General features: G+C 40.9%; 21 protein-coding genes. 15 read left to right on the top strand and 6 right to left on the bottom strand.

Translation table 11 applies throughout. The features are described 5' to 3' along the window. Positions 1–89 precede the first annotated feature (89 nt). The 4 genes from K7X70_RS17625 to K7X70_RS17610 all read left to right on the top strand — a co-directional run bounded on the left by K7X70_RS17625 (position 90) and on the right by K7X70_RS17610 (position 2,824). On the top strand, positions 90–659 hold the full coding sequence (locus tag K7X70_RS17625; RefSeq protein WP_255607366.1) for a phosphatase PAP2 family protein: 570 nt from the start codon (positions 90–92) through the stop codon (positions 657–659). A gap of 115 nt (positions 660–774) precedes the next feature. Beyond that, positions 775–1,086, top strand: coding sequence for a hypothetical protein (locus tag K7X70_RS17620; RefSeq protein ID WP_062549417.1), 312 nt, complete (start codon positions 775–777; stop codon positions 1,084–1,086). A 104-nt stretch (positions 1,087–1,190) separates the two neighbouring features. Continuing rightward, on the top strand, positions 1,191–2,084 hold the full coding sequence (locus K7X70_RS17615; RefSeq protein WP_222538315.1) for a hypothetical protein: 894 nt from the start codon (positions 1,191–1,193) through the stop codon (positions 2,082–2,084). A 215-nt stretch (positions 2,085–2,299) separates the two neighbouring features. Further along, positions 2,300–2,824 (top strand): OmpA family protein, encoded by a 525-nt coding sequence (locus tag K7X70_RS17610; protein ID WP_222538314.1) that lies wholly within the window; start codon positions 2,300–2,302, stop codon positions 2,822–2,824. Positions 2,825–2,850: 26 nt separating this feature from the next. Here K7X70_RS17610 and K7X70_RS17605 read toward each other — a convergent pair whose 3' ends face one another. Continuing rightward, positions 2,851–4,830 carry a PAS domain-containing sensor histidine kinase gene (locus K7X70_RS17605; RefSeq protein WP_222538313.1) on the bottom strand — a complete coding sequence of 660 codons (1,980 nt, stop codon included), beginning with the start codon at positions 4,828–4,830 and terminating at the stop codon, positions 2,851–2,853. A 210-nt stretch (positions 4,831–5,040) separates the two neighbouring features. After that, positions 5,041–5,484 (bottom strand): DUF1842 domain-containing protein, encoded by a 444-nt coding sequence (locus K7X70_RS17600; protein WP_222538312.1) that lies wholly within the window; start codon positions 5,482–5,484, stop codon positions 5,041–5,043. A 177-nt stretch (positions 5,485–5,661) separates the two neighbouring features. On the opposite strand from K7X70_RS17600, the gene K7X70_RS17595 reads away from it, so the two are divergent. From K7X70_RS17595 to K7X70_RS17555, 9 genes are all read left to right on the top strand, one after another. Continuing rightward, positions 5,662–6,744 carry a calcium:cation antiporter gene (locus tag K7X70_RS17595; RefSeq protein WP_222538311.1) on the top strand — a complete coding sequence of 361 codons (1,083 nt, stop codon included), beginning with the start codon at positions 5,662–5,664 and terminating at the stop codon, positions 6,742–6,744. 434 nt (positions 6,745–7,178) lie between these two features. Beyond that, a complete protein-coding gene (locus K7X70_RS17590) occupies positions 7,179–7,454 on the top strand; it encodes a hypothetical protein (RefSeq protein WP_062549411.1) in 276 nt (91 codons plus the stop codon). Positions 7,455–7,775: 321 nt separating this feature from the next. Further along, positions 7,776–8,015 carry a thioredoxin family protein gene (locus K7X70_RS17585; protein ID WP_062551093.1) on the top strand — a complete coding sequence of 80 codons (240 nt, stop codon included), beginning with the start codon at positions 7,776–7,778 and terminating at the stop codon, positions 8,013–8,015. Between the two features lie 13 nt (positions 8,016–8,028). Further along, on the top strand, positions 8,029–8,391 hold the full coding sequence (nrdI, locus tag K7X70_RS17580; RefSeq protein WP_222538310.1) for a class Ib ribonucleoside-diphosphate reductase assembly flavoprotein NrdI: 363 nt from the start codon (positions 8,029–8,031) through the stop codon (positions 8,389–8,391). A 5-nt stretch (positions 8,392–8,396) separates the two neighbouring features. Further along, on the top strand, positions 8,397–10,487 hold the full coding sequence (gene nrdE, locus K7X70_RS17575; protein ID WP_222538309.1) for a class 1b ribonucleoside-diphosphate reductase subunit alpha: 2,091 nt from the start codon (positions 8,397–8,399) through the stop codon (positions 10,485–10,487). Between the two features lie 37 nt (positions 10,488–10,524). Next, a complete protein-coding gene (nrdF, locus tag K7X70_RS17570; protein WP_222538308.1) occupies positions 10,525–11,508 on the top strand; it encodes a class 1b ribonucleoside-diphosphate reductase subunit beta in 984 nt (327 codons plus the stop codon). Positions 11,509–11,704: 196 nt separating this feature from the next. After that, positions 11,705–12,583: a universal stress protein gene (locus K7X70_RS17565; RefSeq protein ID WP_222538307.1), complete on the top strand. Its 879-nt coding sequence runs from the start codon at positions 11,705–11,707 to the stop codon at positions 12,581–12,583. Between the two features lie 81 nt (positions 12,584–12,664). Further along, positions 12,665–13,339, top strand: coding sequence for a PAS domain S-box protein (locus tag K7X70_RS17560; RefSeq protein ID WP_222538306.1), 675 nt, complete (start codon positions 12,665–12,667; stop codon positions 13,337–13,339). A 13-nt stretch (positions 13,340–13,352) separates the two neighbouring features. Continuing rightward, the gene (locus K7X70_RS17555; protein ID WP_222538305.1) at positions 13,353–14,117 is read left to right on the top strand and encodes a metallophosphoesterase family protein; all 765 of its coding nucleotides are present in this window, start codon (positions 13,353–13,355) and stop codon (positions 14,115–14,117) included. Between the two features lie 129 nt (positions 14,118–14,246). Here K7X70_RS17555 and K7X70_RS17550 read toward each other — a convergent pair whose 3' ends face one another. The 4 genes from K7X70_RS17550 to metN all read right to left on the bottom strand — a co-directional run bounded on the left by K7X70_RS17550 (position 14,247) and on the right by metN (position 17,851). Then, complete coding sequence (locus K7X70_RS17550) at positions 14,247–15,134, bottom strand: alkaline phosphatase family protein (protein WP_222538304.1); 888 nt, start codon at positions 15,132–15,134, stop codon at positions 14,247–14,249. A gap of 183 nt (positions 15,135–15,317) precedes the next feature. Continuing rightward, complete coding sequence (gene metQ / locus K7X70_RS17545; protein WP_222538303.1) at positions 15,318–16,139, bottom strand: methionine ABC transporter substrate-binding lipoprotein MetQ; 822 nt, start codon at positions 16,137–16,139, stop codon at positions 15,318–15,320. Between the two features lie 34 nt (positions 16,140–16,173). Then, positions 16,174–16,827 carry a methionine ABC transporter permease MetI gene (gene metI / locus K7X70_RS17540; protein ID WP_062549399.1) on the bottom strand — a complete coding sequence of 218 codons (654 nt, stop codon included), beginning with the start codon at positions 16,825–16,827 and terminating at the stop codon, positions 16,174–16,176. Next, positions 16,820–17,851 carry a methionine ABC transporter ATP-binding protein MetN gene (metN, locus tag K7X70_RS17535; protein WP_222538302.1) on the bottom strand — a complete coding sequence of 344 codons (1,032 nt, stop codon included), beginning with the start codon at positions 17,849–17,851 and terminating at the stop codon, positions 16,820–16,822. The genes metI and metN overlap by 8 nt, the downstream gene beginning before the upstream one ends. 143 nt (positions 17,852–17,994) lie before the next feature. Between metN and K7X70_RS17530 the strand changes: the two genes are divergently transcribed. Then, positions 17,995–18,192, top strand: a complete 198-nt coding sequence (locus K7X70_RS17530) for a hypothetical protein (RefSeq protein ID WP_222538301.1) — start codon at positions 17,995–17,997, stop codon at positions 18,190–18,192. 151 nt (positions 18,193–18,343) lie between these two features. After that, positions 18,344–19,597, top strand: coding sequence for a murein hydrolase activator EnvC family protein (locus K7X70_RS17525; protein ID WP_222538300.1), 1,254 nt, complete (start codon positions 18,344–18,346; stop codon positions 19,595–19,597). The last annotated feature ends 125 nt before the right edge of the window (positions 19,598–19,722 follow it).

Raw genomic sequence — 19,722 nt, 5'->3', positions numbered from 1 at the left:
CCCGAAGATAAGTTTAAAAAAATAAACTGTAGCTTTACACCATGATTGGCAGGAAAAGCACATTTCTCAAATATATTTTAATATTTCAGTTGACTGTAGGTCTAGCCATTCCATCGCAGGTTTTTGGTCAGCATCAGCTGCAGCAACTGGACGATCGGATCCTGATTGGGCTTTCTGAGCGGAGAACGCCAGAAAAAACCGGCTTCTTTATGTTCCTATCTAAATATAATGATGTCGTTAATGTGGGGGTTCCAGTAGGCCTGATGGCAGCAGGAGTCATTTCAAATGATAAAGAAATGCGTCAGAATGCAGCCTACATAGCCAGTAGTTCTGCTGTCAATGTATTGGCAACGCTGCTCATTAAAAAACTTGTAAAACGTCCCAGGCCCTTTAATGGGGTTGTGAAAATCAATGCCGTTTATCAGCCTTCTCATTATTCTTTTCCATCAGGCCATACTTCTACCGCTTTTACCACGGCAACAGCGCTGTCACATAGTTATCAGAAATGGTACGTGATCGCGCCAGCGTACCTTTGGGCAGGTTCTGTCGGTTTTTCCCGTTTATATCTTGGGGTTCATTATCCTACGGATGTGGCTGCGGGAGCAGTTTTAGGTACAGGCTCCGCCTTATCTATGGGCTTTTTGCGCGGAGATAAGTAAAGCACTTCTTTTAATGCTTAATAATTTTTATATTTGCTAATATTTGTAGTATTTCATTTGTCTGCAAAATTTATGACTGGCAGACAATAGAGAGGATCCTAGATTGAACAAGCGTATGACCATAACCGTACTTCCAATTGCAGAACCGGAAATTAAACCGGCAGACCCTTTAGTAAAAGTAATGAATGACCAGTTGGTGTTGCTGGCCAGGGAACTCCAGGATTTACACCTCAAAGATCTCGAGCTCATGGAACCCTTATTTGAAGACATCGTGATCTATATCGGTTATAATAGCAAGCAGGGGGTTCGCTGGAAAATTGTCAACGATGTACCGGAATCAGCCATCGCTGAAGTGGCAAGACAATGCGATAAACTAGGCTATGTGAGGTGGAAAACCGCTACACTCAATGCTTTTAACCGAGACTAATTCGGGCTGAAACCAGATTCATATTCAGGTACTGATCTTATTTATTTTTTTCAGGGAATGAAACTTTTTGAAGGCTCGATGCGTATCTATGCTAAAGGCTCCGAATGAAAATTCTACGTATCGTCTTACTGGTATATGGCTTTAGCATCGCATCTGCTAAGGCTCAAAATCGACAGGAAATAAATAACGATTTTATACAGCTCTACAAGGAGAATGCGGAACTATCTTATATCTCGCCAAAAGGAGAAATAGGAGCACCGACTAAATATGTGATCAACGGAAGGGCAACCACCACCTACATGCTGCTCGCGACAGAAGAACTGCCTATTGCCTTTGCTGTAGTGCCCGATTTCACCGTCAGGGTGAGAGATGAAAAATCAGCAGGAGTACGGACACCCAGTTTCAGACTTGGAGGAACCTTGTTTGTGAGGCTGGACAGGTCTGTCCCCGATTATAAATATGCCACCTTAAATTTTACCCACCATTCTAACGGACAGGACGGAGAGGCCTTAAATCCGGATGGCAGTATCAATACAATTAACGGTAATTTTACAACCAACTACCTGACCTTATCCTATCATTTCGGAAGAGATGTCAATAAGCAAAAAGCGAAGGGATATTACTCCTTAAATCATGAAACCGGTTTTGAATGGCATAAATGGTTTAGCTACGAAAAAGCGCTGAAGCACGATTATGGTTTCAGCAGGTTCATCTACAAGTTCTCCTTAAGGAATTATCAACCTGAAAAAGAGCAATGGAGGCTAAATGCTGAAATCAATTACGCAGTGAATCCAATGACGGAATATAAGTTTACTGCACTCAAAAAAAGACTCAATTCAGAGCTTTCTTTCCATTACAGTTTCCCTTTTATGAACAATGCCTACCTGATGATGGCTGCAGGATATTATGGAGAAGATCCCTATAATATATATTATAGGGATAAGTACAGCTATCTTCGTTTTGGTATTTCCAGCGGAATCTTACGCGGGAAAAAGTAGTTGTTTGTTCTTCACATTCTTTGGTTACAAGGTTGCTTCCCCAGCAGCTGCTGATTCCAATCGGGAAATCCTATATAAAAAAATCTGATTCAGGAGCAGAATAAGACCATTTGATTTCTTTAATTGTTGCGCCTAACACTATTACCGTAACTAATTCGTTTTATTTCTTAATCATTGGATAATAATTTTTATTTTTAACAAACATAAAAACACAAATGAAAATTTTAAGAACACGCACACTAATCGTTGCGATTGGGTTGTTGACCCTTTCGATGCAAGCCTGCAAGACTAAGAAAATAGTCGCTAAACCAACTCCTCCAGTAGAAAAGCCAGCTCCTGCACCTGTAGAAAAACCAGCTCCTGCGCCTGTAGAAGAGAAAGAAGCACCTGCTCCTGAAGAAAAAGCAAGTTTTAACTTCAGTAATGTACAATTTGAATTCAATTCAGATGTATTAAAAACGGCTTCTTTTGAGATCCTGGATCAGGTAGTGAGTCAAATGAAAAAATCACCAGATGTGGTGTTGACCATCCATGGTAACTCCTCAACTGAAGGATCTGCTGCACACAACATGTCACTATCCGTAGACCGTGCCAATGCAGTAAAATCTTACCTGGTGAATGCAGGTATCAGTGGCACTAAATTAAAAATCAAAGGCCATGGGGCAACAAATCCGGTAACTTCAAATGCTACTGAAGAAGGAAGAGCGTTAAACCGTCGTGTAGAATTTAAAACAAAATAGTTTTTTTTAAAGGGTAGGAGCGTGAGTTAGGTTCTTCGGGGGAGACTGAAATGAAAAGTAGAACCCACACCAACCTCACTCTCCACCCATATTTTACCCTTGTGGTGTTCCAATATCTCCGAACAGAGGTATAATCCAATGCCAAAGCCGGAAATATTTTCGGTATGTTTGGTCTCTACCCGAAAGAAACGCTCAAATAACTTTTCTAAAGATTGGGGTTTAATTCCCATCCCTTCGTCTTTAATACTGATTTGAGCCGCTGATTCAGTCAGCTGGCAATTCACTTCGATTTTTTTTCCTTTCGGCGAATATTTTACCGCATTACTCAGTAAATTGGAGACCACAGATCCGATTTTATCACGATCGGCGTGTACGGTCATTCCAGCACAGGGATTTAAGGAAATGACGTGCTGATGTAAGGTGGGATTGGTCTCTTCAATTGTTTCTCTGATCAATTGACCAAGGTCAAAATGCTCCATATTCAAATGTATTTTTCCCGATTCCAACCTGGATAAATTCAGGAAACCATTGATCATACTGCTCATTTTTTTAACCTGCACATCCGCTTTTTTTAAACAGGAAGCCATAAAGTCACCATTTGGGGCGTTTAATTTGAGCATCATCAATTGAAGATATCCGTTTAAAGAAGTCAGCGGAGTTTTCAACTCATGACTCACCATTCCAATGAAGTCGTTTTTTCGGATCTCGTCCTGCTTTTGTTCCGTAATATCTAACATCATACCCGAAAAGTGGGCAGGATGGCCAGCTTCCATAGGATAAATTCGACCCAAAGCCCTTACCCAGCGGATATTTTGGTGGTTCCGACCTATAATTGGGTGCTCCACACTAAAATCTTTTCCGGTTTCTATAGATTTAACGATCGCATCAGCAACCTGCTGACGGTAATCTTCATGCACCTGATCGAGTGTATTAGCCAATGTCACCTCCTCCTCCGCGGTGTAACCAAACAACTCTTTCATCCGCGGAGAGGCAATAAAAGTATTGCTTTCAATATCCAGTCTCCAGGTGCCTACATTTGCAGATTCGATAGATAAACGCAGCATTTCTTCCGCCTGTTCCACTTTCTTTCTTGCAACCACCTGCTCAGTAATCACATTGGCCACCATTAAAATGCTTTTGGTTTTACCATTTTCATCCTTCATCGGCTGATAAACGAAATTGGCATAAAACTCTTCCAGTCTATGCTGCTGCTTCAATAAGCCACGAACTTCATTTCCATAATAAGGTATCCCGGTGTCCATTACCTCTTTCAATAATTTTAAAAATGGCTGCCCGTTTAGTTCCGGCGAAACATATGCCAGCGGCTTGCCAATGACTTCTTCACCTTTACCCCATTCTTTCAGGGCCTGTTTATTTGCCGATTCAATAATGAAATCGTAGCCCGTAAACATCGCAATGGAAACAGGAGCATCCTGCAGCATATACCTGATTTTGGATTCACTATCAGCCAGTTCTGCCAGTGTCTTTTCCATCTTTTGATCGGCATGGACTTTTTCTGTAGTTTCTGAGCAGATGACCAGTACACCGCCGGTTTTTCCTGGTTCATCTTTCACTTTGCTAAAGCTAAAAGTCCAGTAAACGTTCTCTATCTGGTTATTTCTGAAAATTGGAAGCAATATATCTTCACACCAGGTGGCAGCCCCACCAGCAAGTGCCTGATCAATCATCGGCTGAACAGTAGGCCAGATTTCCGGCCAGCAATCTGCACCACATTGTCCGAGGGCGGCGGGATGTTTGCCATCATTGCCCAGACTTTTCCGGTAAGCATCATTGTAAAATTGCACGAGCTCCTCTCCCCACCATAAAAACATTGGAAAATGGGAGCTGATGATCAAACTAATGGTGGTTAATAAGCTTTGCGACCATTGTTCAGGAGCACCAATAGCGGTTTTCGACCAGTCATAATCACGAATCAACTGCCCCATTTCTCCTCCTCCTTCTAAATAATGTGAATAATTCGATTCTAGGGATTGATCTGGAAGCATATAAAAACGATTAAGGTGTCTGGAAAAACTTAAATATATCTAATTCGAGGAGGTTTTTGTGATGAAATTATACAAAAAATATACATTTTAGGAATTTTTTTGGTCTTTTTTTCTTTCTAGAATATAGGTTGGTCAATTTTGGTTTAAAAAAAACTGGCAGGTGGGGGACTGCCAGTTATAAAATCAACTACTAATTTGAGTAGTATTTGATCACAATAGAGCGTAACGATTATTTTGAGGAAGATCAGCTGTACTAAAATTTTTTTTTGAAGGTGTCGTTGCAAATAGTATGCTGGATACTGTTGCGTTGCTCACCGTTTTACTGACTTCACTATGATACTGGTAATTACAAATTCCGGTGGTATACTCTGAATTCATTTCTAAATTCAAAAATAAGCAGGGATTTTGGGCACTATCCATTAGCTTATGACCTTTGAGCTGTATAGATACATTGGAAAGTTGATTTTGGTAATTTCCAACTACCTTAAAGCTGAGGTTAAGTGGGCCGGTCAACTCTTTTATGGTAATAATTGCCGTTCCGGAAATTCTGCCGCCGGCTTGGTGCTGCAGATTTAAATGGAGCACAGGTTGGAATAATCCTTCACTAAGGATCCGTAAATTTAAGGGTTCGTTAAGTACTGGTTCGGCTATCATTGGAGGTTGATATTTGTATACCTCGAAAGTAGCTGTACTTTACAGCTTCTATAAGCGTGAAAATACCCTAATGAAAAAACAGGTATAAATACCCGGTTCTAATTTTAATATAACGACTAAATGTAGCTAATTTAAACAATTATTGATTTTTTTGGTTCTAAATAAATATCTTTTACTATGAAAAAAAAGTTACCTCTTCCTTTATGGACCATTGTTATTCCCCTTCTAGCCTGGATTGCTTATTTTGGAATGTCATTAGAATTGGGAAACCTCTATTCTATTGTACTTGCTGCAGTATTAATCGGTAGTGTGCTTGCTGCGGTACATCATGCGGAAGTAGTTGCCCACAGAGTTGGTGAACCTTATGGTACATTATTATTGGCGCTGGCCATTACGGTCATAGAAGTTGCCCTGATTGTATCCCTCATGTTAACGGGAGGACCCGAAACTACTGCCTTAGCCCGTGATACAGTGTTGGCTGCGGTGATGATTATTTTAACCGGAATGATAGGACTCTGTTTAGTGGTGGGCGGTGCCCGATTTAAAGAGCAGGTTTTCAGTGCACAAGGCGTAAGTGCCGCATTAATCGCCCTTACCGCAATCTTAGTCCTTACCCTCATTCTTCCTAATTATACGACAAGTACCGCTGGTCCGGTGTATACATCCGCACAGTTAGGTTTTGTAGCGATCGTTTCCCTGGTTTTATATGGTACTTTTGTCCTGGTACAAACGGTTAGACACCGCGACTTTTTCCTTCCTCCGGAAGCGGATGGAGATGAAGATGTCCATGCAGATCCACCAAGTAAAAGTGTAGCCTTATGGAGTGCATTGCTATTATTGGTGTGCTTAGGGATAGTGGTATTACTCGCTAAAGCATTAGCGCCAGATATCGAGCTGGCAGTAGTCAATGCCGGAGCACCGAAATCATTGGTGGGCGTAATTATTGCCGCAGTGGTACTGCTGCCGGAAGGTCTTGCAGCCTATCGTGCCGCAAAAAAGAACCGTTTGCAAACCAGCCTTAACCTGGCAATGGGTTCTGCATTGGCCAGTATCGGTTTAACAATTCCTGCTGTTGCAATTGTTTCTATGGTCACCGGAATGACCATCACCCTGGGCATAGATATGAAATCAACCGTACTATTACTGTTGTCTTTGTTTACCATCATGATGTCGTTGGCTACCGGCCGGACAAATATTTTGCAGGGAATTGTATTGCTAGTGATTTTTGCAGTATACCTGTTTACCATCGTTGCCCCTTAATTTAACTAAATACCAGCAAAGCGGATTTAATTTCCGCAATGGCTTATAATTTATTTGTTTTGAAACTGACCGAATGGTCGGCTTTTTTTTGATCAGGAGCTTGGCTGCTGGAGGTGTTTATTTTGATAATTTCCAGCATTTCAGCTTCCGGTTAAGGGTAGGAGGTGCTCTGGAAGAGACCTGCTTTCCTGAGGGGGCTGGAGGGGGTTGCTATAGGGTTTGGGATAGCAGAGACTATAGCAACCCTATCAGAACCCTATAATAATGCCCTGCTCTTCCCGAACACTTCCCGACTACTTCCTCTTTTTTTTCTAAATCTGGATCAGGTATTTTTAGGTATAAAAATTTTGCTTTTCGGCAATATCAAGCCTAGAATAGGAGTGATCAAACTCCCTTTAAAAGGATAATCCCGAATTATCCTTAGCTTTACCATCATGAAAAAGGTAAACATAGAAGGATATGTAGAGTTTGACGCCAATATTCTGAAAGATTGGATCGATAACGGGGTTAATTATGTGAAAATTGTAAACCTTAATTTGAGCGGCAGTATTGAAGCTTTTGAATTAATTCCAAATTCTGAAATTCCGGAAACCGGCGACCTCATCCATCATATCCTTTCTGAAGACATAGAAGATTTATTAGAAACGATGGAAAAAGTGAAATTCCTGGTTCATGAAATCTATTTAGAAGAGGAAGAAGAAACAGAATAGTTTTCAAAACAGAATTTTGTCATTTCCAGACCAGCTATACACAGGGCCATCCCGCTCAGCGTATAGCTTTTTTTATGGAAGAAACGCTTTCCATCATTCTATTATTTTACTCAATAAACTTGATCAGAATGGGTTACAGAACAAGCCCTATATAGTGTAATCATTTTTGCGACTTTATCAGTACCTCATCTGTCATAAAATCTAGTTGTTTTTCCACCGAATGTGGATAACAGCTTAGAGCCTTTCTAGATAATATTTGCCATTTTTGAATTCGATCCTCAGGCCTGCATGAGGCCTGTTTTACTAATAAAATCCTACGAAATGAGTACTAAAAGAATCATCAAATTCGAAAAAGAAGATTGTAGCCCATGTAATATGGTCTCGGAATATCTGGATAGAAAAGGAGTGGTATACGAAACCATTAACCCCTTCAATCAACCTGAACTGGCCATGCAATTCAGAGTACGTTCTGTACCTACGGTGATTCTAATGGAAGCAGAACAGGAAATGGCAAGAGTGATCGGTTATAAACCGGAAGAATTGGCCGCTTTAGCAGTTTAACCTTGCTGCTGCGATGACCTGCATTTATTATGACAGTAAAACCGGTAATGTAGAGCGGTTTGTGAACCGCTTAAAGTTACAGCGCGACTGGAATATTCAAAAGATTGATCAGGTGTCTGCGCCTTTAGCGGAGGGACATCTGATTACCTATACCACAGGTTTCGGTGAAATCCCAGCCTCCACGCTGCGTTTCCTGGAGGAAAATAGCGGCAGGATCAAATCAATTACCTCCAGCGGGAATAAAAACTGGGGCCCTAACTATGCCCTCGCTGCAAAAAAAATCTCTGCCCTGTTTCAGCTGCCTGTTTTAATGCAGTTTGAGCTCTCAGGAACCGCAGCTGATGTTCAACAATTTATAGACAATATAGAAGGCTAAAAGATATGGTGACTAAAAAATGGATCTTGTTGAACAACGAGATCATGGTTAAAAAAGACGACGAATTCAGCCTTAGCAAAGATAAGGAAGCTGTTCGCTCTTACTTTTTGGACTATGTAAATAAAAATACGGTTTTCTTTTATACGCTAAAAGAGAAGATCGATTACCTGATAGAACAGGAGTATTACATTGATTTCTATCAATGGTATACATTTGAACAGATGGAAGAAGTATACGACCTGGTTTTTGCCAAGAAATTCAGGTTCCAATCTTTCATGAGTGCTTTCAAGTTTTTTCAAAGTTATGCGCTAAGAGACGATAGCGGTGAGAAGTTTCTGGAACGCTATGAAGATCGAGTGGTTGCAGTTGCTTTATTTCTGGCCAGAGGCGATGTACCTCAAGCCAAACAATATGCTGAATTGCTGATCAACCAAGAGTATCAGCCGGCAACACCTACTTTCTTAAACTCAGGTAAGAAACGTTCCGGTGAACTGGTTTCCTGCTTCCTGGACGAAATCGGTGACAACCTGAATGGTATAGGATATGCGATTGATTCAGCAATGAAACTTTCCTCAATCGGTGGCGGTGTTTCTTTTAACATTTCTAAAGTACGTGCAAGAGGGGAGTCGATCAAAGATGTTGAAGGTCGTGCAGGCGGTGTATTGCCGATCATGAAAATTCTGGAAGATACTTTTTCTTATGCCAATCAATTAGGGCAGCGCCCTGGTGCTGGAGCGGTATACTTAAACATCTTCCACACAGATATTGAAGAGTTCCTGGATTGTAAAAAGATCAATGTGGATGAGAAAGTCCGCATAAAATCCCTTTCTATAGGTGTGATTGTGCCTGATAAGTTCATGGAACTTGCAGAAAATGATGAAGCCTGCTACCTATTCTATCCACATACGGTATATAAACAATATGGTAAATACCTGGATGAATTGGACATGAACGAGATGTATGAGGAATTGGTGACCAACCCTTTGGTGAAAAAGAAAAAGATCAATGCCCGTCATTTGATGGTGAAAATTGCTCAGACCCAAAAAGAAAGTGGTTATCCATACCTGTTCTTCAAAGGAAATGCCAATAGAGGACATGCTTTAAAGGAACTTGGAAACGTGAAGTTCTCTAACCTTTGTACCGAAATCATGCAGATCTCTGAAGTTTCAGACATCGAGATCTATGGCAAAGAAGATACCATCCGTTACGGAATTTCCTGTAACCTCGGCTCATTGAATATCGCCACGGTAATGGAAAATAAAAGGATCAAAGAAGCAGTAGCAACTGCAATGAGATCTTTAACCGTAGTTTCCGACCTGACCAATATTGCCATGGTGCCTTCTGTACAGAAAGCAAATAAAGAACTGCACAGTGTAGGTCTTGGTGCGATGAACTTACATGGCTTCCTGACCAAAAACTTTATCATGTATGAAAGTGCAGCAGCACTGGACTTCTGTAATGTGTTCTTTATGATGGTCAATTTCTATTCTATTCAGAGTTCAATGGAAATCGCAAAAGAGAAAAAAGAGACGTTTGTAGGTTTTGAGCAATCAGAATATGCAAATGGCAATTATTTCCAGCCTTACCTGAGCAAAGACATTGCACCAGTAAGCGATAAAATTGCTGGTTTATTCGAAGGAATGGCAATTCCGACGGTTGCAGATTGGACGGAACTGATGAACCAGGTGAAAACCCATGGTCTTTACCATGCTTACCGTCTGGCCATTGCACCGAATCAATCTACCTCTTATATCATGAATGCAACCGCGTCTGTAATGCCGGTAGTGGATGTGATTGAAGTAAGGGAGTATGGCGATAGTACCACGTATTACCCAATGCCTTACCTGGATAACGACAATTATTTCTTCTACAAATCTGCGTATGATATGGATCAGAAGAACGTGCTGCGCCTGATTTCGGTTATTCAAAAGCATGTGGATCAGGGAATTTCAACGATTTTGCATACCAATACGAAAGACAGTACGCGTGATATTGCTAAATACTATATCTATGCCCATAAAATGGGACTGAAATCCCTGTATTATACCAGGACGCGTAAAGCCTCCATTGATGAATGTGTTTCCTGCTCGGTTTAACCCCCGACTTAATTAATTACCTTATTAAATTATATAAATGAGTTCATATAAAGCAGTAAACTGGAATACACCTGAAAATGATTACGCAGGAATGTTCTGGGAGCAAAATCTTCGTCAGTTTTGGGTGGATACTGAATATATTCCTTCTAAAGATATTGACAGCTGGAAGTCTTTGAGCCCTGAAATCCAGGAAGCTTATAAAAAAGCATTGGGTGGCCTTACTTTACTAGATACCCTGCAAAGCCATACCGGAATGCCTAAATTGTTAGACCATATCAATGGACTGCAAAATAAAGCAGTATTGTCCTTTATGTGTATGATGGAGGCCATCCATGCCAAGTCTTACTCTACAATTTTTACTACAGTAAATAGTACTGCAGAAATCAATGAACTGTTTGAATGGGTGGAAAATAACAAGCTTTTACAATTTAAAGCTTCCACTATTGACAAATATTACAGAAACCTGGATGCCAGCAAAGTAAGCGATGAAACCTTATTTATGGGCCTTGCCGCATCGGTATTATTGGAGTCCTTCTTATTCTACAGTGGGTTCTTTATGCCATTGTGGTTGGCAGGACAAGGTCAGATGGTAGCTAGTGCAGACATCATCAAGAAAATCGTAGCAGATGAGTCTATTCATGGTGTGTTTGTAGGTTTGCTGGCACAGGATCTTTATAAAAAACTACCAAATCCGGAAAAAAGTAAAGAAGAACTGATTGATCTTTTAATGGAGCTTTATGAAAATGAATTGAAGTATACTGATGAGTTGTATACCGAAGTTGGGTTGACTGCGGATGTAAAAGAATATGTAAGATACAATGCCAATAAAGCAATGATGAACCTTGGTTTTGAAGAGCTGTTTGAGGTGAAAGCAGTAAATTCTATTGTATTAAATGGATTGAACGGCGAAACTACACAGCATGATTTCTTCTCTAAGAAGTCAACAAACTATGAAAAAAGTATGGAAGTGGTACACCTGAGAGATGAAGATTTCCAGGTAGCAGCTGAACCGGTTTTCTAAATACTTGCTCAAAGGGGAATATCCCTGCTTTTTTTGCAAAATACGATCCTGTCTTTGTTGGTTTTTAACGACCTGATGAAGACAGGATTTTTTTTTAAAACAAATAGGCTCATTATCAGTGTTTAGTATGATAGATATCATATTTCTTTAAAAAAGGATTTCCGACCTTAGTTAAAGATCAACTAAAATAAGCGCGATGAAAACTATATTGATTCCTACTGATTTTTCTCCTAATGCAGATCATGCCGCATTTTATGCTTATGAACTGGGAAAACATATAAAAGCAGGTCTTAAACTTTGCAATGCCATTATGGTGCCGGCAGCAGCACTCATGTCGCCGCAGGTAGCCTGGCCCCTAATGGACCTGGGTACTTTGAAACAAGATGCCGATCGGGAACTGGAAAAACTTTCGGAGAAACTGCAGAAACCAGCTAAAGATGCCGGAATTGCTCCCGAAAAGTGTCCGCCTTTGAAGGTATATTCCGAAGTAGGAACTGTACCTGAGTTGATCAAGGTGTTAGCAGAAAAAGAGGAAATTAACCTGGTAGTAATGGGTACCTCTGGCGCAAGTGGCCTGAATAAATTGTTCCTGGGAAGTACCAGCAGGGATTTAATCGCCAACACTAATCTGCCCGTCTTATTAATTCCGCCGGGGACGGAGTTTAAACCCTTTAAAAGAATCGCATTTGCGACAGATTTAACTGCAGCAGACCTGGCGTTGATTCATTCACTGGCATTTCTTGCGCGGCCGTTCAATGCGGAAATTCTAATCGTTCATATCAGTAAGGATGATTTTGATCCTGAAGTTGATCAAAAGAAAATTGACGACTTTCTAAATGATGTGACCTGTAAAGTGCATTACCATAAAGTATATTATCGACATGTAAAAGATATGGGAATCGATGAAGGTTTAAACTGGCTCACTGATCATGTAGATATAGACATGCTGGCTATGGTTCATCGCAAACATAATTTTATCAAGAGGTTATTTGAAGGTAGTCACACACAAAGAATGGCCGTTGATACAAAATTACCTTTATTGGTATTTCCGCCAGAAACGCATACTGTTCTTTAGGCTGAGCAGAATTTAACTGAGTGTTTCTAATTTACTTTTTATTGCCCGGAAAACAGGGGTAAATCGTAAATTTGAGCGCTTATGGGAATAATAAAGAGGAATGAAGTTTATACGGTAGACAGTGCTCAGGAACGATTGATTCCGCTATTAATGGCGTATCAACAAGCTGTGGATACCAGTATAATTTCCTCTATTACAGATGTGAAGGGGACGATTATACATGTGAATCAACGGTTTTGTGAGGTGTCTAAATTTAGCAGACAAGAGCTGCTGGGTCAAAATCACCGCATCATTAATTCCGGCTTTCATCCCAAAGAATTCCTAAAAAAGATGTGGTCTACGATCGGAAAAGGGCAGGTATGGCATGGAGAAATAAAAAATCAAGCCAAAGACGGAAGCTATTACTGGGTAGATAGTGTGATTGTGCCCATTAAAGACGCTATGGGCAAACCGGTGCAATACCTTTCTTTAAGGACACTCATTTCTGAACGAAAAGAAAAAGAAGAAAAAGATAGAGAAGATCAAGTCAATGCTATGGAAGAGATGTTGTTTAAAATTTCTCATGAATTAAGGCAGCCGGTGGTTAAAATTCTGGGTTTATCTGATTTGATTGACGATTCCCGTAATGCTCCCGAAGACCTGAAAATTATTGTGGAAGGGATCAAAGAATCGGCAATTATGCTCGATAACTATACTCGGGAACTTGCCGGTTTTGTACATAAAATCCGTAATGAACAGGATTTAGACGCAGGTTAATTGTTTTATACCAATGAAAATAGCCATCATTAGCGACATACATGCCAATTTACCAGCCCTAAAAGCAGTATTAAATGATATCGCCTCGTTTAAGCCAGATCAGGTTTATTGCCTTGGGGATTTAACCGATGCTGCACCATGGCATAATGAAGTGATTGAATTGATTCAAGAAATGGAAATTCCTGCCATAATGGGGAACCACGATGAGCGCATCGCTTTTGATCATCCCGTTCATTCGCTTTCCAAACACTGTTTAGCAGAACAAAGAGCACGGTTAGCCGCGATTAATTATACAAAGCAGAACATTACACCGGCTAATAAAGCTTTTTTGTCCACATTACCCGCCACACTGAAAATTGAACTGCAAGGACTGCGCATTTTATTGGTTCATGGTAGTCCCGATAGTAATGAAGAGTATCTTTATGAAGATGCCGAGGAAAACAGGCTTTGCCAGCTGTTTGAGAAGGAACAGGTGGATGTCATCATTTCAGGGCATACCCACCTGTCTTATCTCCGGTATCTGCCAGGATCCAGGAATCAGGAACCGAAGTTAATGATCAATGCGGGATCTGTCGGCCGCTCAAAAGAAAATGACCGAAAAGCAGCTTACCTGCAATTAGAAAGTATCGCTGGTGTTTCTGGGATTCAGGCTTTGAAGCCTGCGATTCGAAAAGTAGCCTACCCAGTAGAAGAAACCATTCTCGGGATTCGTAACAGCCCAATCTCGGATTTTTATGCGGATTTCTTTGAAAAGGAACACGCAGAAGCGAAAATTTAAGCGGGATAGATCTCCATCCCTGGGGATGATCAGCAATAGAGATACAGTAGAGAATTGGGAAAACGGAGCAGGGTAAATCCTGCTCCGTTTTATTCATGAACTGCATGTTTTGTCCATGATCTAGGTATTTTATTTGCTGAAACTATCGCTCACTGCTTTACCTCTCCAGCTTTGCGGAGCTTTTAACCCCATGATCCAGGCCAGTGTTGCTGCGGTATCATAAGTGATGATGACCTCCTTGATCTGGTGGTTCTTCTTCACCCCAACACCATTGATCACCCATGGGATTTGTACTTCATCCAGTGTTTTACCACCATGACCTTTACCAGTTCCTCCATGATCCGCAGAAACAATAATGATCGTTTCTTTCTCAATTCCAGCATCTTTTACCGCCTGTAAGATTTTTCCGATCCTTTCATCTACTTTTTTCAATTGCTCATAATAAGCAGGAGTACGGTGGCCAATTTCATGACCAGTATGGTCTGGTTCATCAAAATGAACGAAAGTGAAGTATGGTTTTTCTCTTTTTATAATTGATGCAGTCGTGTCTGCACAAAAATCATCCTTATCATTTCCAGGAACGACAATACTGATGGCATCTTTTTCTACCAATGGACCAATTCCTGGCCAGCTATAAATAACCGCGGTTTTTGCATTCGGTTTCTGATCTCTGATGACACTAAAAATAGAAGGGAAAATACCATACTTAGTGGTTGTTGCCGAAGGTATTTCAGGTGTTTTACTTCCCCATTCCGTATAGCCGTGTTCTGTTGGACCGGCGCCCATTAACATGGAAGCCCAGTTTACAGCACTCGAAGAAGGAAGGACAGACCTCGCCTGAAGGCTGGAAGCTCCGGTTTCCATTAACTTTTTAAGATGGGGCATTTGTGCATCTGGAATGGCGTAAGCACCTAGGCCATCGCAGCCAATTAAGACTACATGTTTAACATTTTTTACCTGTGCATTCGCGCCCAAACCCGCGCAAAGCAAACAAAAGGCAATAATTGATTTTTTCATTTGTGTGGTTTATATTGGTTAATCGTATTGAAAAGTTAAATATATGTGTTAAAATGTTTAGTTTCATTAAACATTTTAATTTTTTTGAGATCGCAGTTGTGGGCGCTTTAATGAGCGGCAAAAAAAATACCCTCCTAAAGTTTCAGCTTTAGGAGGGTATAAGAAAATTTTAGATCAGTAGTATTACCAGCCTTTGATCGCACCACCTTTAAAGGCTTCCTGTGCAGCTTTCTCTACTTCTACACTTTGGTATGCTTTGACAAATTTTAATACTTTCTCTGCGTTCTTATTGTCTTCTCTGGCAACGATGTTGTTGACATAAGGAGAATCCTTTGCTTCCACAAATAAACCATCTTTTTCAGGACTCAAACCAATTGGCGCAGCAAAGGTATTGTTGATGATGGCAATCGTTACATTCTGGTCATCCAAAGCCCTTGGCAGCTGTGGAGCCTCTAACTCTACAATTTTAAGTTTTTTAGGATTGGTCACGATGTCATTAACGGTAGGTAGTAGCCCAACACCTTCTTTTAGTTTGATCAGTTCAAATTTCTCCATCAATAACAAAGCTCTCCCGCCATTAGTAGCATCATTAGGAATGATCACTGTGCTGCCCTCTTTAAGCTCTGATAAAGATTTGATCTTTTTGGAGTAACCTGCCAATGGGAAGACAAATGTATTTCCTACGATCGCAAATTTATATCCGCGTTGTTTCGATTGAACATCCAGATAAGGTTTGTTCTGGAAAACATTGACATCAATATCTCCTTGCTGAAGGGCCTCATTTGGCATTACATAGTCGTTAAATTGAACCAGGTCAACCTGCAGACCGTATTTTTCTTTGGCAACTTTCTTTGCTGCTTCTGCTAAACTATACTCCGGACCGGATTCTACACCTACCTGAATATAGTTAGGGTCGTCGTTTTTTGCCGTACGGCTGCAGCTGAATAGGGCTACTGAACTCGTTAGAAGGGCTAATGCCGTGATAAATTTGATTTTTGTATTCATTTGTTTTTCATATTTGATAGGTAATCCGGAAAGACTACCTGTGGTCAACTCTTTTAGCGATAAAATCACCCAGGAACTGAATGATAAATACCAATGCAATCAATAGCAGTAATACGGTGTTCATCACGACCACATCGTAACCTACATATCCATATTGATAACCGATCTGGCCCAATCCGCCGGCACCAACCGCACCACCCATTGCAGAATAACCCACCAGGGTAATCAGGGTAACAGATGCGCTGTTGAGGATAGAAGGAAGGGCTTCCGGTAACAATACTTTATATACGATCTGGAAAGGAGTGGCGCCCATTGCTCTTGCCGCTTCTACTAATCCCCCAGGAACCTCGATCAGGCTGTTTTCAATCAATCTGGCGATAAAAGGGGCAGCGCCAATGCTCAAAGGCACAATTGCAGCTTCTACACCAATGGAAGTACCTACCAATGCTCTGGTGAAAGGAATCATCCAAACGATCAAAATGATGAATGGAATGGAACGAAAGATGTTCACCACAATAGAAATGGTATGGTTGAAGGTTTTATGTTCTAAAACCTGTCCTTTTCTGGTCATAAATAACAGCACACCCGTAGGCAAGCCAATTAAGAAACCGAAAAATCCGGAAACAAAAGTCATGACGATGGTTTCCCAGGCTCCTTTAGCAAGGAGCAAAATCATTGAATCAGACATAACCTATTACTTCTACTTTAATGTTTTTACTTTTATAAAATTCTATCGCCTGAAGGCTGTTTTCTTGTGTGCCGAAGACTTCAATCAGCATGACACCAAATTTAATCCCACCGGCATAGTCCATTCTTGCACTGATCACGTTGCTGTCGATCTGGAAAAGACGCGCCACTTCAGACAATACCGGATCATCTACTGATTGTCCGGTAAATTCAAGCTTCAATAATGGACGTTTGTTTGCTGCAGGGGAGGCAACCAGTCGTTCTTTATAGTCTGCTGGGATGTCCAGGCTTAAAGCAGAGGCAATAAACGCCTTCGCCAGTTCCGTTTTTGGATGAGAGAAGATTTCACTCACCGCACCCTGTTCAATTAATCGTCCTTCAGAAATAACGGCCACTTCGTCGCAAATGTCTTTAACAACTTCCATCTCATGCGTAATGAGCAGTATGGTGATGTTCAGCCGCTTGTTGATGTCTTTCAATAAAGCGAGAATAGATTTGGTGGTTGCAGGATCTAAGGCACTGGTGGCTTCATCACACAGCAGTACTTTAGGATTACTGGCCAATGTTCTGGCAATGGCTACCCGCTGTTTTTGTCCGCCGGATAAGTTGACCGGATAGTCATGGTGTTTTTCATCCAGACCCACCAAGGCAAGCAATTCAGTCACTCTTTTCTCTATCTCCGCTTTAGGGGTATGGTCTAGTTCCAGGGAAAAAGCAACATTCTCAAAAACAGTACGCGATGATAAAAGGTTGAAATGCTGGAAAATCATTCCTATATGCCTTCTGGCCTTTGCCAGTTCTTTCGGAGAAAGCGCCATCAGGTTTTGTCCATCCACGATTACTGCTCCTGAACTTGGTTTTTCAAGCAGGTTTACACAACGGATCAGGGTGCTTTTTCCGGCTCCTGAACTTCCGATCACCCCGAAGATTTTACCTTCAGGTACAATTAAGGAAAGCTCGGATAGGGCAGTGATCGTTCTGGTTTTCTGGAAAAATGTTTTTGTTATATTTCTTAATTCAATCATTGCCCGGAAGCTTTTTTTTGACAAAGATAAGGTTTCAAGGCATTAGATTCCGATAAAATCTATTAAACTAGTATAGAATAAAAACATGCGGAAATGAAATCCTGGAAAACTGCTGTATTGTTGGAAGAAGATTGCGGGTAAAAATGAAGAGCAATTGCGATGATGTATTCCCCCAATCATTGGTTAAGAATTTCGGAATAACCGCGCAACCCTTGCGTTTACAGGTAAGCAGGGGGATTGGTCTGCTCTATCATTTTATCGATTACAATGGTCTGGGTTTGACCAGTAACCAGCTATGGTTCAATTCTATCAAGACGGTTTTATCGGAAGATGATGGTTGATTTTTCTCCTCCATGTAATTTCAGAAAGTAGGATATTTTTGATTGTTTTGTCTTAGAATTTGCATTTAAGCCCTGATTTCAATAGTTTTAGAATCGCATTGCTAGCTTAACACACTGGCAGGGCTGCGGTATTCAGTTACTTATATACACAATGAAGCTTCAGAAATTATTCTTAATTCTACTATTTACCTCTATCAGTACCCTTGTTTTTGCACAAACCAGTGCAGAATTGAAAAGGAATAAAGAAGCCATCCAAAGAGAAATTGAATTGCTGCAGAGAAACTTAAATGAGACCTCCAGTAATAAGCGATTGACACTTGGACAGATCAGAACGGTGAATGCAAAGATCCGTTTGATGCAGAATAAAATTGCAGTGATCAACTCGGAAGTGAAAAATCTGGACAATCAGATTCATGAAAACAGCAATGAAGTACGTAGTTTAAAAGGGCAGCTGGGGCAGTTAAAGAAGGAATATGCGAGCATGATCCGCTTTGCGCAACGGAACCAGAATGCTTATGAAAAGATGATGTTCATATTTGCGGCTGATGATTTTAACCAGGCCTATAAAAGGATTAAATATTTACAGCAATTTGGTCAGTACCGCAAGAAACAAGCTGATTACCTACAGGGAACGCAAAAAAACATAGAGTATAAGATTGGTGTACTGGATAAGAATTTGAAAGAAAAAAGCACATTACTGACCGAACAGGAGCATGAAAAGGTCAAACTGAGCAAGAACAAATCTGAGCAGGCCGTGATGTTAAATCAGATCAGCCGACAAGAGAAACAATTCAAGCAGGATCTGGCGGCCAGAAAAAGAAAACAGGCTGATATTGACCGTGCCATTAGAAATGCCATTCAGAAAGAGATCGAACTTGCCAGAAGAAAAGCGGAAGAAGAAGAGCGTCTGGCCAATCAAAAGGCAATTGCAGAAGGTCGCCCGGTAGCCGCAGTAAAAGAAAAAACCAATTCCAGTTACCTGACTGCCTCTCCGGAAGCAGCCAAGCTTTCTGCAGGTTTTGAAAACAATAGAGGGCGTTTGCCATGGCCAGTGAGTCAATATTCTATTGTAGAGCGCTTTGGTGCCCATACGGAAGGTCAGGCTTCCTATAACAATGACGGGATTAATATCCTAACGGAGAACGGGGCTGCTGTAAAGGCGGTTTTTGAAGGCAAGGTGTTATTCGTTAGGGAGTTGTACGGGACTTTTATTGTCGCCCTGATCCATGGCGATTACTTCACCATTTATCAGAATTTAAAATCGGTCAGTGTGGCTAAAGGGGATAAAGTGGAAACCAAACAAACCCTTGGTATTGTGGCTTCTAAAGAAGATGGGCCTGTGCTTCATTTTGAAATTATGAGAGGTCAGAATAAACTCAATCCTGAAGCCTGGATCGCAAAATAAACCTTTAAGTTTTCCGGAATTTTCATTTAGATGTCATAACATCTTCCAATGACCTTCATGCTGACTAAAACAGTATAGATAGTCAGTTGTTAGCTATATATTTGTGCCCACTCTCATAACCTAGT

Origin of the sequence: Pedobacter polysacchareus (assembly GCF_019802255.1) — a bacterium.
GTDB classification, from domain to species: domain Bacteria; phylum Bacteroidota; class Bacteroidia; order Sphingobacteriales; family Sphingobacteriaceae; genus Pedobacter; species Pedobacter polysacchareus.
Note: the sequence above shows the minus strand (reverse complement) of the source record. Positions and strands in the feature narration are given on the sequence as shown.